Below are 15,033 nucleotides of genomic sequence, written 5' to 3' on the forward strand. Positions count from 1 at the left end.
GCTCTATTAGCTTATGCATTTCAGATATAAGCATATAGAAGATTTTAAAATCAATAAAATTGATAATATTTATAGATATAATCATTAAAATAGGTTAATTAAGGGTGGCTTTTGTTAAGTTGCGTAATACTGTCTAGAATCAAGACTATCTTTCCCTTTTATTTGCTTCCCGCGAGGCCATATGCGTATCACTCTGAGACAACTGGAGATTTTTGCAGAAGTTCTGAAAAGTGGTTCAACGACACAGGCTTCTCAGCAATTAGCGTTATCACAATCTGCGGTGAGTGCTTCACTGACAGATCTTGAAGGACAGTTGGGAGTACAACTGTTTGATAGAGTCGGAAAACGTCTGGTCACCAATGAACATGGGCGTTTGCTCTATCCTAAGGCATTGGCATTACTTGAACAGGCTGGTGAAGTGGAACAGCTTTTCAAACTTGAATTGGGCGCATTGCGGCTAGCGGCCAGCAGCACGATTGGCAATTATATGTTGCCTGAAATGCTGGCCAGATACCGTCAGAATTACCCTGAGACACCATTGGAATTGAATATCAGTAATACTGGAGACGTAATCAAGGCAGTTGCTGAGTTTCGTGTTGATTTGGGATTGATTGAAGGATTGTGTCACGATCCTGAGTTGATCACCCAACCCTGGATGAAAGATGAGTTGATCGTTTTTTCCTCTCCAGAAAGCCCGCTGTTGCAACGTGAGCTGAACGTGGAAGATTTGATCAAAGCGCCCTGGATATTGAGAGAAAAAGGCTCAGGAACAAGAGAAATTTTGGATCATCTTTTGTTCTCACAAATGCCGAGATTCAATATTGCGATGGAGTTGGGTAATTCGGAAGCCATCAAACATGCTGTTCAATATGGAATGGGAATCAGTTGTCTTTCACGACGAGTTGTCCAGGAACAATTGAAAAATGGCACATTATCTGAACTTGTTATTCCTGGACTTAGCCTCAATCGCACCTTGTACCTGATTTACCATCGCCAAAAACATATATCCAATGCGTTACGGAAGTTACTGAGTTATTGTAACTAATATTGAAAATATAATCGTGTAGCTAATAATTGGCTGTGGATTATGAAGGTATCTAATAACCACGAATCGTTGCTATTCTGGAGACGAGGATTTGTTACAATTCCGCATTAAATTTATTTTAAATGATATAGGAATAGAATGTCTCGCGAAGAAAGTATGCCACGGGATCAGGCTCCAACAACCCTGCGCCGTGAATTAAAAGCACGACATATGGCAATGATTGCCATAGGTGGATCAATTGGCACGGGATTATTTGTTGCTTCTGGCGCAACAATTTCTCAGGCTGGCCCTGGTGGGGCTTTACTTTCCTATGCATTAATTGGCCTAATGGTCTACTTCTTGATGACCAGCTTAGGCGAATTGGCAGCGTACATGCCAGTTTCAGGGTCGTTTTCAACTTATGGTTCCAAATATGTTGATGAGGGTTTTGGCTTCGCTTTGGGATGGAACTACTGGTACAACTGGGCGGTGACGATTGCGGTTGACCTTGTCGCTGCGCAACTGGTGATGGGATATTGGTTTAATGATGTGCCTGGTTGGGTATGGAGTGCATTGTTTCTTATTCTGATTTTCCTGTTGAACTTCATTTCCGTCAAAGGGTTTGGTGAAGCAGAATACTGGTTCTCCTTGATTAAAGTCTCTACGGTCATTATGTTCATTATTATTGGTATTTTAATGATTGTTGGCATTATGAAAGGTGCCGAAGGTGCAGGTTGGCATAATTGGGAAATCAGTGACGCTCCTTTTGCCGGTGGTTTTTCAGCCATGATTGGGGTGGCAATGATTGTCGGTTTTTCCTTTCAAGGGACAGAGCTAATAGGTATTACCGCGGGGGAGTCGAAAGATCCGGCGAAAAATATCCCTCGTGCTGTACGCAAGGTATTCTGGCGTATCTTATTGTTCTATGTGTTTGCGATTTTAATCATCAGCCTTATCATTCCTTATACTGATCCTAATTTGTTGCGCAATGGCGTGAAAGATATCAGTGTTAGTCCATTTACGCTGGTATTTGAAAATGCTGGCTTATTATCAGCGGCTGCAATAATGAATGCAGTAATATTGACCGCTGTTCTGTCAGCGGGAAACTCAGGAATGTATGCTTCTACCCGTATGCTATTCACCTTAGCAAAAGAAGGTAAGGCACCGAGAATTTTTAGCCATCTGTCTAAAGGTGGTGTTCCGCGTAATGCGCTTTATGCGACGACCGTGGTAGCAGGGTTGTGTTTCTTTAGTTCCATGTTTGGTAATCAGACAGTCTATTTGTGGTTATTGAATACCTCCGGTATGACAGGGTTTATTGCGTGGCTCGGAATTGCAATCAGCCATTACCGCTTTCGCAAAGGCTATATTGCCCAAGGCTTGGATATGAATGATCTGCCATATCGCTCAGGTTTCTTCCCAATAGGGCCGATTTTTGCCTTTATTTTATGTTTAGTTATCACTTTGGGCCAAAATTACCAGGCGTTTCTACAGGATAATATCGATTGGTACGGAGTAACTGCAACCTACATTGGTATCCCGTTATTCTTGCTTATTTGGTTTGGTTACAAGCTGAAAAAGAAAACACGCTTTGTTAAGTACAGTGAGATGGAATTTCCAGCATTCAGATATACCGAGAAAGAATAGTTTGTTAACAAATTATCAATAAGTTGATATTTATTAATTAAAGCATTATTGATTTTGTTTTACAAAAAACTGCCTGTTCTGTGATGGAATAGGCAGTTTTTATTTTTCATCGGTTAGGGAAAAAATATCGAAGGTAAATTTCGGATATATCATGCCAATCGCATTGATAAGTATTCTTATTTGCTTTATTGTTAGCAGCACAATTGTTGCATGAAGAGGCTAACTAAAGTGAAGTTTGTATTTCGAGCAGTCGTGAAAAGTATGAGTATCAGTCTAATGGCGGGTTCTGCCATGATGGCAAGTTTTGCATCTTGGGCTGAAACAGTCACTGATGTTGCTGGACGTACTATTGAGGTGCCCGGGAAAGTCAATCGTATCTTGTTGGGTGAAGGCCGTCTATTCCATTCTGTTGCCATCTTGGAAGGGGATAAACCTCTGGCTCGTATCGCTGGTTGGCAAGGTGATTTCCGTAAACTGGACCCACAAACTTACGCTATTTATAAAGCTAAATTTCCTGAAATCGATAATATCCCCCTGATTGGTAACACGAGTGCTGACAGTATTAGCGCCGAAAAAGTGCTGACGCTTAACCCTGACGTTGCCATTTTTGGTCTGTCTGGACATGGACCAGGAAAAAACAGTGAATTGGTGAAGCAGTTGGAGAAAGCAGGTGTCCCTGTTGTTTTTGTCGATTTCCGCAATGATCCCCTGAAAAATACATTACCTAGCATCCGTATGCTGGGCAAGGTCTTGCATCGTGAAGATCAGGCTAATGCTTACGCTGATTTTTATGAAAAAAATCTAAAATTGGTCACTGATATTACGGATCGCATACCAGATGCTGAGAAGCCTTCCGTATTTATTGAGCTCTTAGCAGGTTTTAGTGAAGATTGCTGTGGTACGGCAGGTAACGGCAATATGGGGAACTTCATTGATTTGGCAGGTGGCAAAAACATCGCCAAAGAAGTACTGCCTGCTCCATTAGGAACCATGAATCTGGAAAAAGTCATTGCCGAAGATCCTTATATTTACATCGCAAGCGGCGCACAAGATCCGGGTGACAAAGGTAGCGGGATCAAAATGGGAGCTCAAACTTCTGCCGATACTGCCCGTGCTGGCTTAAAAGAAATCACCGAACGTAAAGGTATCAATAACTTAACTGCCGTAAAGGAAGGGCGTAGCTATGCAATTTGGCATCACTACTATAACTCTCCTTATAATGTTGTTGTTGCCCAAGTTTTTGCTAAATGGTTCTATCCTGAGAAATTCACTGATTTAGATCCGCAACAAACATTGAAAGAACTTCACAATAAATTCTTGGCTATTGAGCCGGTAGGCACATATTGGGTCAGCGAGAAATAAGCAGTAATAGGTAATAAAAATGAGCGTCACTACCGAGCCTATGCCAATGGTGAAAAAACAATTGAGTGAGTGCGATATAAAAGCACATTATCGTCATATCCTGCGCCGACGTATTGCATGGATATTATTCATCGTCTTGGCGATTGGCATTTCTGCTGTACTGGATTTTACAATAGGACCATCAGGGTTATCGCTGCAAACCCTCTGGCAAACCCTGTTTTCACCAGACAGTGTTAACGCAGCAACACGGGTGATTGTTTGGGATATTCGATTGCCCTATGCTTTGATGGCGGTAGTGATCGGCTTATCACTTGGGTTGGCCGGTGCTGAAATGCAGACAATCTTGAATAACCCACTAGCCAGCCCATTTACGTTAGGGGTTTCCAATGCGGCTTCTTTTGGTGCGGCATTAGCTATTGTGCTTGGCATTGGCATTCCAGGCATATCCGAACAGTGGTTTATTTCTGCAAATGCTTTTCTCTTTGCATTATTGGCCTCCTTGATGCTTGATGGCATTACCCGTTGGACGAGAGTTGCAACCTCAGGTGTTGTATTGTTCGGGATTGCGATGCTGTTTACCTTCGAGGCGTTAGTTGCGATGATGCAATTTATCGCTACGGAAGATACCTTACAGGGGCTGATTTTCTGGACAATGGGTAGCCTTGCCAGGGCGACATGGGAAAAATTGGGCATTATGATGTTAGTTTTCTCTGTCATTACCCCCATCTCATTGAGTAATTCTTGGAAATTGACCGCATTGCGTCTGGGAGAAGACCGCGCGATCAGTTTTGGCATCAATATTGGCCGCCTGCGTTTGGGAACATTGTTGCGTATCAGTATCCTGACCGCATTAGCGGTTGCCTTTGTTGGCCCTGTTGCCTTTATTGGATTGGTGGCTCCTCATATCGCCAGAATGATGTTTGGTGAAGATCACCGTTTCTTCTTGCCTGCGAGTGCGTTGATTGGTGCATTAGTTTTATCCATTGCTTCCATTGCTTCTAAGAACCTGATTCCGGGCGTGATCATTCCGGTTGGGATCGTGACATCGTTGGTTGGTGTGCCTTTCTTCCTGAGCATAGTTTTACGCCACAAGGGGAATGTATGAGTCAGGGGTTAAAAATCAATTGTCTGACGGCGGGATATCCGAAGTATCCCGTGATTGAAAATCTGGATATCAATGCATTACCGCGTGGTCAAATCACGGTATTGTTGGGACCGAATGGTTGTGGTAAATCCACCCTCTTGCGTTCGTTGGCGGGATTGAATAAAGCCAGTGGTGAACTGCTGTTGGATGAGCAGGATCTGATGAAGATGAATTTTGCCCAACGTGCCCAAAATGTCGTTTATTTGCCCCAATCATTACCAGCAGGTGTGCATCTTCATGTATTGGAATCGGTAATTGTTGCCCAACGAGCATTAGGTGGCGTGAGCAGTAGCCAATGTGAGCAGGAAGTCATGGAACTGTTGCGCCAGCTTGGTATTGAGCATTTGGCGCTCAATTATTTGGATCAACTATCTGGTGGTCAAAAACAGTTAGTTGGATTGGCGCAATCATTGATCCGCCGTCCGACATTATTATTATTAGATGAACCATTAAGTGCGCTGGATTTAAATTACCAATACCATGTAATGGATTTAGTCGCACGTGAAACGCGCCGTCGTAATATTATTACGATTGTTGTTGTTCACGATATTAATATTGCATTGCGTCATGGTCATCATGTATTAATGCTAAAAAAAGGGAAATTAGTTTCCGAAGGTATGCCTGAGCAGGTTATTACACCAAATAGTCTGGCGGAGGTTTACGGTATTAAAGGCCGGATTGAACGTTGTTCTCAGGGAATACCGCAAGTATTAATTGATGGTTTAGTGACAGAGTTAGCCAGTTAGAATAATAAAACCAATAAGTCGCTTTAGTAAAGCTAAAGTGTAATTTAATAAATATAACACTGACAGGAATAATTAAATTATTCCTGTATTGCGGGCATGCGTCGGTTACCTATATCGATTTAAATAGTTCTATTCTACCTTTTGGAGAATTGGGAATGACTGTCTTTGCAAAGAAAAAAGTTGTATTAGGTATTATTGCTGCTATCTCATCCAGCGCTGTTTTTGCTGCTAATGCTACTAATAATGGAGAAGATAAAATTGTCGTAACCACTGCGGCAGGTTTCCAACAAAAAATTGAAGATGCACCTGCGTCTATTTCGGTTGTTAGTCGCGAACAATTGGAAACAAAAGCCTACCGTGATGTGACAGATGCATTGAAAGATGTGCCGGGAGTGGTTGTTACTGGCGGTGGTAGTAGCAGTGATATCAGCATTCGTGGTATGGCTTCTAAATATACCATGATCTTAGTTGATGGTAGACGTGTTGATACACGTAGCACTCGTCCAAATAGTGATGGTTCGGGAATTGAACAAGGATGGTTACCACCATTAGCCGCCATTGAGCGTATTGAAGTAGTGCGGGGACCAATGTCTTCTCTATATGGTTCTGATGCTATGGGGGGAGTGATCAATGTTATTACTCGTAAGGCTCAGAAAGAATGGCATTTAACTCTGAAAACAGACTCTACCCTGACTGAGAGTAAAGATTCTGGTAACAGCTATCAGAGCAGTATTTATGCCGCAGGGCCAATAATTGATGGATTATTAGGATTAAGAGTGAATGGCTTATATTCTCATCGCAATGAAGATAAATTCTTAGGAGGATTTAGAGAGCAGGAAATGCGCAATGGTGCAGTAGCGTTCTCTCTGACTCCAGATGAGAAAAATGCTTTTACTTTTGAGGCTGGCCGCTATGAACAAGATCGCGATTCAACTATTGGTAAGACGCGTGATTGTCAGCCAAAATCTTGTGAAAATGATATAAGTCGTTATAAACGTAATAATTACGCTATTACACATCATGGTGTTTATGATTTTGGTACGATGACGTCTTATATTCAAAGAGACGAATCTCGTAACCCTGAACGTGCAATGACAAACAATGATACGGTATTTAATAACCATACGACATTTGTATTCGACGACCACACAGTAAGTGTTGGTGGACAATACCGTTATGAAGATTTGCGAGACAATAGCAATAAGTTACCTTCGGCTAAAGATGTTAATAAGTTAACCCGTTGGAGTTGGGCATTAGTCTTAGAAGACGAATGGCAAATGGTTAATGATTTTGCTCTTACTGGCGGAGTGCGGTTAGATAAAGATCAAAATTTTGGAACGCATTGGACACCTCGTCTATATGGGGTATGGCACGCTGATGAACAATGGACTATTAAGGGTGGCATTTCTACCGGTTATCGTTCTCCTGATATAAGGCAGGTTACTCCTAATTGGGGCCAAACAACAGGTGGGCGGTTTAGCAATGGAATGATCTTAGGGAACCCAGATCTCAAGCCAGAGAAAAGTATAAGTGAAGAGATTAGTATTATCTGGAATAACCAGGATAACTTTAATATTGGTGTAACTGTTTTTAATACTGCTTTTAAAGATAAAATTACTGAAATCAAAGACTGTGATAAGGACTGTAAGCTCGGTGGTGACGAGTATGATTTTATTAACAAACGTATAAATGTTGATAAAGCTGATATTAGAGGTATCGAAACCACCATAAATTGGAATATTATTGAAAGTTTGTCGTTTGCAGCAAACTATACTTATACTGATTCTGAGCAAAAAAGTGGTAATTTCAAAGGCCAGTCATTAAACAAGATGCCAACACATATGGCAAATGCAACCTTAAACTGGCAGCCGTTATCTGAATTAGATACATGGACACGTATTAATTTCCGTAGTAAAACAAAGAATTATCAGTACCGCTATAGTATGAGAGATGGAACTCCTTCTTATACTTTTGTCGATTTAGGGGTAACTTATAATTTAGCTAAAAATCTACGCTTGTCAGGTGGGGTTTATAACATTTTTGACAAACGAGTAACTGAAGAAACCCATGATGCAGTCCTGGATGGCCGCCGTTACAACATCGGCATTAATTATGATTTTTAATTAATATTTCGTTTTCTTATTAATATTAATCATTATATTTAACATCTGAACATCCTATAGAATCATCCCGTCATCAATTTTGTCATGATGGGATGATTTTTTACTATTAAAAAAATCATAATTGAATGGTAAATAGTTTTCCTCTGTGCTAAAAAATTATCAAAGGCCAATCGATGGATGTGATGGCATCAGGTGATGTGATGGCATCAGGTTTTAGCACTAACTCAGTAAGAGCCTGCTCCATAAGGCTCTGTAGTGTCGTAAAAAATAATAAATTTTTAGTGTTATCGCGCTTGCTATTTCTGGACTTGAAGTGCAAAATGCGTGCACTAAAAATAACTGGTGTGTAAATATGCACCAGTTATTTTTTTTGCTTTGAGTTATTTTTTACAACCCCAAGAGGCCGGATACAGTTCCGGATCGATATTGACCATAAGCAACCAAAATTAAACAGAGGTTGCTGTACTGAGGAATGCAAATATGGAGCAATTATTCTCTTTTGCACTTGTGCCAATTGGCGCTCGTTGCTGCAACGATGACTACGGGGCATGTTCCTCTGTCAATTCATTGTCCTCCAATTCTTCTTTCTTTTCTGTTTATAGACAGATGCGAAGTCAACCCAGTAACTATCGATTAAGTAGTTGTATCAGTACCCAGATCGAAGTTATGGGGGATTTCGCTCATGTTGCATAATACCACCACTCCTACAGCACTTGATATTAACCAAGCCAGTGCTGACAACCGTGTTCAACTGAGAAGAACATTGACTCTGTTTCAAGTAGTCATGATGGGGCTTGCTTATATGCAGCCAATGACTATTTTTGATACATTTGGTATTGTTTCTGGTTTGACCAGCGGGCATGTTGCGACATCTTATGCTATTGCATTGATCGCAATTTTATTTACAGCGCTAAGTTATGGAAAATTAATCAAGCGTTTTCCATCGGCGGGTTCTGCTTATACTTACGTACAAAAATCAATGAACCCTCACCTTGGATTTATGGTCGGTTGGTCTTCTTTGCTGGACTATATGTTGATGCCGATGATCAACGTGTTATTGGCAAAGATTTATCTGCAAACGCTGTTCCCCGGTATTGAACCGTGGATCTTTGTGGTCGTATTGACTGCAATTATGACAATTATCAATCTGAGTGGCATCAATGTCGTTGCTAATATTAATAGCATCGTCGTGATTGTCCAGATTGTTGTTATGGTAATACTCGTTGGGCTAATGGTTCGTGGTGTTTATAATGGAGAAGGTGCAGGAACGTTACTGAGTATTCAGCCATTTACATCAGAAGAAGCGCAATTAATTCCGATGATCACTGGTGCGACGATACTTTGCTTCTCATTTCTTGGGTTTGATGGTATTAGCTCTTTGTCTGAAGAAACACCAAATGCAGGTAAGGTTGTCCCTAAAGCGATTTTCCTGACCGCATTGATTGGTGGTATGATCTTTATCACGGTCTCGTATTTCTTACAGCTCTATTTCCCGGATATTTCTCGGTTTAAAAACCCGAACGCCTCCCAGCCTGAAATTATGCTTTATGTTGCTGGTGCATTATTCCAGTATGTGATTCTTATATTCTCCAGTGTCACGGTAATGGCTTCGGGTATGGCTGCACATGCGGGTGTATCTCGTTTGCTCTATGTTATGGGACGTGACGGCGTACTGCCTGAAAAAGTCTTTGCTTATGTTCACCCTAAATGGCGTACTCCAGCCATTAACGTGATATTGGTTGGTATTATCGCCTTATCAGCATGTTGGTTGGATTTGGTGACGGCGACGGCCCTGATCAATTTTGGTGCACTGGTTGCCTTTACGTTCGTTAATTTATCGGTAATTTCTCAATTCTATATTCGTGAACGTCGTAATAATACCTTGAAAGACACCTTGAATTTCTTGATATTGCCACTTCTTGGTGCTGCGACTGTGGGTGTTTTATGGATGAATTTAGAATCAAATTCGATGGAGTTAGGCTTGATATGGGGAGGTATTGGTCTTATTTACATGTTTTTCCTGACTCGTAGCTTCCGTCAACCAATGCCGCAGTTTACTGAATCATAATCAGAAAACATCTCAGTATTTTGTTCTAAAACAGCATCGTCAGGTGCTGTTTTTTTATTTGAAATGACAAAAGAGAGCGTAAATCATACAAATCTTATCAAAAAGCATCATATAATAAGAAAATTTCCATGCCTGTTTTCATTAAAAGCCTGTCTGGCTGGCTCAAATAAGGTAAGAGAACGATTATGAATGATGCCAAAAATCCCCCAAATCAGCGATTAATTGCCACTCTCACGAATATTGTTGGATCTTCTCATATTCTCACTGAACCTCGAAAAACGGAACGTTATCGTAAAGGCTTTCGTTCAGGACAAGGGGATGCCCTTGCAGTTGTATTTCCGGGGTCATTATTGGAACAATGGAGAGTATTCAAAGCCTGTATTGAAGCTGACAAAATTATTTTGATGCAGGCAGCCAATACCGGATTAACGGAAGGCTCGACACCAAGCGGCAATGATTATGACCGCGATATCGTCATTATTAGTACCTTACGAATGGATAAAATTCAGGTTCTTCAATCAACAAATCAAGTTATTGCATTCCCTGGTAGTACATTGTGGCATTTAGAAAAAGTATTGAAACCATTGGGACGCGAGCCACACTCAGTTATTGGTTCGTCTTGTATTGGTGCATCCGTTATTGGGGGGATTTGTAATAACTCAGGGGGTTCTTTGGTTCGGCGTGGGCCAGCTTATACTGAAATGGCTCTATATGGCCGCGTTAATGAGAAGGGAGAAGCTGAACTGATTAACCATTTGGGAATATCGTTGGGTGATCAACCTGAAGATATCTTGACTTGTCTGGAAGAGCAACGTTATCGAACCGAAGATATTCAGCATAGTGACAGGGTCGCTTCTGATCATGAATACTCACAGCGTGTTCGGGATGTTGATGCAGATACACCATCACGGTTTAATGCTGATGAGCGCAGGCTGTTTGAAGCCTCTGGTTGTGCGGGTAAATTGGTTGTTTTTGCTGTTCGACTTGATACTTTTCCGGCAGAGCCATCTTCACAGGTTTTTTATATCGGCACTAATCAACCCGAAGTACTGACAGAATTGCGGCGTCATATTCTATCGAATTTTCAGTATTTACCCGTTGCTGGGGAGTATATGCATCGGGATATATTTGATATTGCAGAAATATATGGGAAAGACACCTTTATTATGATTGATAAACTAGGCACAGATAAAATGCCAATGTTTTTTGATTTGAAAGGACGAATGGACGCACTTTTAGGTAAAGTGCCATTTTTACCCGCACATTTAACCGATCGTGTTATGCAGGGATTGAGTCGTTTATTACCCTCCCATTTACCCACTCGCTTGAAAGAATACCGAAATCGTTTTGAACATCACTTAATGCTGAAAATGTCAGGTGAAGGTATAAAAGAGGCGAATGAATGGCTGGAAAATTACTTTAAGCATGCTGATGGGGCGTATTTTGCTTGTACTCCAGAAGAAGGTGCGAAGGCATTCTTACATCGTTTTGCAGCCGCAGGAGCCGCTATTCGTTACCAGGCTGTTCACAGCGATGAAGTGGAAGATATTTTAGCATTGGATATTGCCTTACGACGCAATGATCGTGAATGGTTTGAAATTTTGCCAGCCGAAATCAGTGAGGCATTAGTCCATCGACTATATTACGGGCATTTTATGTGCTATGTATTCCACCAGGACTATATTGTTAAAAAGGGGGCAGATATCCATGCATTGAAAACAAAAATGCTGGAAATTTTGCATCAGCGCGGCGCTGAATACCCGGCCGAACATAACGTTGGTCACTTGTATCAAGCTAAACCACAACTTAAGCATTTCTATCAAGCGATTGATCCAACGAATACCTTAAACCCGGGAATTGGGAAAACCTCCAAGCTGAAAAATTGGGGCGGAGAGTGTGGTTGCTCTGTTGTCCGACATCAACATGATTAGTTTACTGTTATGACGGCATGAAAATAGGAAAAGACAAAACATCGGTGTTTGTCTTTTTCTTTCCTATTGGATGTTGAATTTACATCAAAGCCTTATTCGGCTATTTGGATTGTATAATCAACCAATGCTTTTAACTGGCGGCATTTTTCTTCATCAGACTGATATTCAATAAAAAGATCTTCAATAGTTGCAAGATATCGGCTGATGTATTCCTGTGTTAATGTATCCTGACGATGACGCAGCCAACGTTGTTGCTCGTCATCGTCCAATGTTGCTGGATAGTTTCTCGCACGATAGCGGAATAGCAGTGGCTTAATGCGCACATCCTGAAACGTTAAATCCAGTGCAGGCAAGTTTTGGGGAGCAGTTTCTCTGATAATTTCCATGGCAGTTTTATCGGCATCACTGAAAAAGCCACTATATAGTTTAGTATCGACATTATCAGATTCTGGAAACGCTTCTGGATGGGAGAACAGTTCAACGACTTTCTCCCTGATTTGCGGATTATTGCGCAAGATAGCCAGATTTTGCTCACATTGGTTGCGATCTAATCCTACTCGCTCTGCGTCTTTTGGCCGCAAGGTATTTTCTGGTGCTATGATGGGGCATTTATTAATGTGCACAAGTTTAATGGGTACAGGGCTTTGATCTGGCTGTAACTCATCCCGTCGAGTATACAAGCGTTCGCGTAATTCATCTGCGCTGAGTTCCAGAAGCGGAGCGATATCGCCTGCCAAATCGTACATGATAACCGCATTACGGTTAGTCGGATGCCACGCCAGAGGCGCGATAAGGCTAATATTGCTGCGTAAAACCCCAAACATGCCCGATACATGAACCAGAGGTTTCATTTGCGGGATATCGATTTGATTGCTGATTTTCTGTTTATTTCTTAACTGGAAAAAATAATCAAACAGTTTAGGTTGCGCTTTTTTCACTAGCTTTGCCATGGCGATAGTGGCATAAACATCGGACATGGCATCATGGGCGTGAGTATGCTCAATCCCATTGGCTTTTGTCAGATGTTCCAATTTGAAGCTAGGTAATCCATCTTCATTTTCTGGCCAGACAATGCCTTCTGGACGCAAGGCATAGCAGGCGCGTAATAAATCGAGCAAATCCCAGCGCGAGTTGCCTTTTTGCCAGCTATAGGCATAAGGGTCGTAAAAGTTACGATAGAAAATATTACGGCTGACTTCGTCATCAAAACGAATGTTGTTATATCCAAGAATACACGTATTGGGTTTGCTGAATGCTTCATGGATTTGTCGGGTGAATTCGGCCTCGTTGACGCCTTTTTTCAATGCCAACTGGGGGGTAATTCCTGTGATCATGACAGCTTCAGGATCGGGAAGATAATCATCAGCGGGAGCACAATACACCACCAAAGGTTCTTCAATGATATTGAAATTACTGTCAGTGCGAACTCCTGCAAATTGTGCGGGGCGATCTAAGGCCGGATGTTTACCAAAAGTTTCATAATCATGAAAATAGAAGCTTTGGTTTTCTTTACTGGTATTCAAGGTTGTGTATTCTCCGTTGTCGCCAATTTAATTATTACTAATCAATGAATTACATTTTAATTGGTGTCATAATTATCTAATTTTGTCGCTAGTTTGCACACCAAAAACGATCATTCTCGATGACGTTAAATGACGTGTTATAGATGGTAAACCATAATAAGATTTGAGCGAAGCAGTTCGTATGGCTATCCAAACTCAAACTGACCGTGGCAGTGGCGATTATTGTTCACCAGATAGTGGGAAAAGAAATTTGATTAAGAAATGTATCTGAAAGGTAGTTTGTATCAATAAATTGTCGAAACTGACTTGTCTATGCGCCACTTGAAATTGTATTGTGTAGTGAGCATAAGAAATTATCGGTCTGATTAAAAAGGTGTGAAAAATGGACAACACAAATAAACCAACATTCCAAAATGTACTGGAGTTTGTGCGTATATTTCGGCGCAAAAATAAATTACAGCGCGAAATTGTAGACAATGAGAAAAAGATCCGAGATAACCAAAAACGTGTACTGCTGCTTGATAACCTGAGTGACTATATAAAGCCAGGCATGTCGATTGAAGATATTCAAGGAATTATTGCCCATATGCGCAGTGATTATGAAGAACGCGTTGATGAATATATCATCAAAAATGCCGAACTATCTAAAGAGCGCCGTGAGTTATCTAAAAAACTTAAGGCAATGGATGGTGGAGTTAAGTAAGTTTTAGCTGTTTGAAAAGATGATTGTTTAGTACTTAACCACGCCTTATGGCGTGGTTGTTTTTTTAGTTTGAGTTCCAATAAGGTTTGAGTTCAGGATCAATTAAAGCATAGGTTTGATAGTAAGTTCGTTCATCTTCGGCCATTTGTGCTAATTGTTCTGCTACATCTTCTCGGCTTACCATGCCATGAATTTCCTCTTGATAACGTTTGCAATGTCCAGTGCCAGGTTGATCGGTAAGACCACCGGGACGGATGATGGTAAAATTCAGTGTGCTGGTTTGTAGGTAACTTTCAGCCAGTGACTTGTGTCTGACAGATTGCCCGAATAATGATTTGGCCCGTGCTGATAATGTCTTCCAACTTTCACCGCATCCAATGGATGTCACTAATAACATACGGGCAATTTGAGCTTGTTCCAATGCATCTATGATTGCCATGTTCCCATGATGATCCGAATTTCCTCCACCAATCGTTGAGAAGACAATAGGATTTTCTCCTGCCTGTGCAATTGCTTTTTCTATACTTTCTCTGTCACAAGCGTCACCGTGGATTACGTTAACTCCTGCTGCACTGAGTTCCGCAGCTTGTTGTGGGTTACGAATTAAGGCTGTGACAGGACGGTTTTGTTTTAGGGCAATGGTGACCAAATGGCGTCCAACACCTTTTCCAGCACCAAAAATTAACCAAGGTTTCATTGATGGGAAGCTCTCCATAAAATTAACTATTTTAAATGATAACCATTTAAGTTTATTGGAATAAT

11 protein-coding genes are annotated in these 15,033 nt (G+C 41.2%); 9 read left to right on the top strand and 2 right to left on the bottom strand.

The genetic code is table 11. The features are described from left to right. The first annotated feature begins 181 nt into the window (after positions 1 to 181). The 8 genes from yieE to dld all read left to right on the top strand — a co-directional run bounded on the left by yieE (position 182) and on the right by dld (position 12,045). Complete coding sequence (gene yieE / locus ACSJJG_RS07235; protein ID WP_481088940.1) at positions 182 to 1,045, top strand: DNA-binding transcriptional regulator YeiE; 864 nt, start codon at positions 182 to 184, stop codon at positions 1,043 to 1,045. Between the two features lie 138 nt (positions 1,046 to 1,183). Further along, on the top strand, positions 1,184 to 2,671 hold the full coding sequence (locus ACSJJG_RS07240) for an amino acid permease (RefSeq protein WP_481088941.1): 1,488 nt from the start codon (positions 1,184 to 1,186) through the stop codon (positions 2,669 to 2,671). Positions 2,672 to 2,932: 261 nt separating this feature from the next. Next, positions 2,933 to 4,033, top strand: coding sequence for an ABC transporter substrate-binding protein (locus tag ACSJJG_RS07245; RefSeq protein ID WP_481088942.1), 1,101 nt, complete (start codon positions 2,933 to 2,935; stop codon positions 4,031 to 4,033). Between the two features lie 19 nt (positions 4,034 to 4,052). After that, complete coding sequence (locus ACSJJG_RS07250) at positions 4,053 to 5,138, top strand: FecCD family ABC transporter permease (RefSeq protein WP_481088943.1); 1,086 nt, start codon at positions 4,053 to 4,055, stop codon at positions 5,136 to 5,138. Beyond that, entirely contained in the window at positions 5,135 to 5,923 is a 789-nt protein-coding gene (locus tag ACSJJG_RS07255) for an ABC transporter ATP-binding protein (protein ID WP_481088944.1), read from the top strand. The genes ACSJJG_RS07250 and ACSJJG_RS07255 overlap by 4 nt, the downstream gene beginning before the upstream one ends. A gap of 155 nt (positions 5,924 to 6,078) precedes the next feature. Next, complete coding sequence (locus ACSJJG_RS07260; protein WP_481088945.1) at positions 6,079 to 8,046, top strand: ligand-gated channel protein; 1,968 nt, start codon at positions 6,079 to 6,081, stop codon at positions 8,044 to 8,046. A gap of 682 nt (positions 8,047 to 8,728) precedes the next feature. Then, on the top strand, positions 8,729 to 10,114 hold the full coding sequence (locus tag ACSJJG_RS07265) for an APC family permease (RefSeq protein ID WP_481088946.1): 1,386 nt from the start codon (positions 8,729 to 8,731) through the stop codon (positions 10,112 to 10,114). Positions 10,115 to 10,299: 185 nt separating this feature from the next. Continuing rightward, entirely contained in the window at positions 10,300 to 12,045 is a 1,746-nt protein-coding gene (gene dld / locus ACSJJG_RS07270; protein ID WP_481088947.1) for a D-lactate dehydrogenase, read from the top strand. 92 nt (positions 12,046 to 12,137) lie between these two features. Here the strand turns inward: dld and sbcB are convergent, their stop codons facing one another. Further along, complete coding sequence (gene sbcB, locus ACSJJG_RS07275; protein ID WP_481088948.1) at positions 12,138 to 13,568, bottom strand: exodeoxyribonuclease I; 1,431 nt, start codon at positions 13,566 to 13,568, stop codon at positions 12,138 to 12,140. A gap of 382 nt (positions 13,569 to 13,950) precedes the next feature. Here sbcB and tmaR point away from each other — a divergent pair, with 382 nt between their 5' ends. After that, the gene (gene tmaR, locus ACSJJG_RS07280) at positions 13,951 to 14,271 is read left to right on the top strand and encodes a PTS system regulator TmaR (protein WP_074018717.1); all 321 of its coding nucleotides are present in this window, start codon (positions 13,951 to 13,953) and stop codon (positions 14,269 to 14,271) included. 64 nt (positions 14,272 to 14,335) lie between these two features. Here tmaR and ACSJJG_RS07285 read toward each other — a convergent pair whose 3' ends face one another. After that, on the bottom strand, positions 14,336 to 14,968 hold the full coding sequence (locus ACSJJG_RS07285) for an SDR family oxidoreductase (RefSeq protein WP_481088949.1): 633 nt from the start codon (positions 14,966 to 14,968) through the stop codon (positions 14,336 to 14,338). Positions 14,969 to 15,033: the final 65 nt, after the last annotated feature.

This window comes from Xenorhabdus sp. SGI 60 (genome assembly GCF_056632175.1).

Bases quoted from the DNA above. Each gene is read 5' to 3' on its own strand.
- dld (WP_481088947.1), top strand. From the start codon at position 10,300: ATGAATGATGCCAAAAATCCCCCAAATCAGCGATTAATTGCCACTCTC.
- ACSJJG_RS07250 (WP_481088943.1), top strand. From the start codon at position 4,053: ATGAGCGTCACTACCGAGCCTATGCCAATGGTGAAAAAACAATTGAGT.
- ACSJJG_RS07265 (WP_481088946.1), top strand. From the start codon at position 8,729: ATGTTGCATAATACCACCACTCCTACAGCACTTGATATTAACCAAGCC.
- ACSJJG_RS07245 (WP_481088942.1), top strand. From the start codon at position 2,933: ATGAGTATCAGTCTAATGGCGGGTTCTGCCATGATGGCAAGTTTTGCA.
- ACSJJG_RS07260 (WP_481088945.1), top strand. From the start codon at position 6,079: ATGACTGTCTTTGCAAAGAAAAAAGTTGTATTAGGTATTATTGCTGCT.
- ACSJJG_RS07255 (WP_481088944.1), top strand. From the start codon at position 5,135: ATGAGTCAGGGGTTAAAAATCAATTGTCTGACGGCGGGATATCCGAAG.
- tmaR (WP_074018717.1), top strand. From the start codon at position 13,951: ATGGACAACACAAATAAACCAACATTCCAAAATGTACTGGAGTTTGTG.
- yieE (WP_481088940.1), top strand. From the start codon at position 182: ATGCGTATCACTCTGAGACAACTGGAGATTTTTGCAGAAGTTCTGAAA.
- ACSJJG_RS07285 (WP_481088949.1), bottom strand. From the start codon at position 14,968: ATGAAACCTTGGTTAATTTTTGGTGCTGGAAAAGGTGTTGGACGCCAT.
- ACSJJG_RS07240 (WP_481088941.1), top strand. From the start codon at position 1,184: ATGTCTCGCGAAGAAAGTATGCCACGGGATCAGGCTCCAACAACCCTG.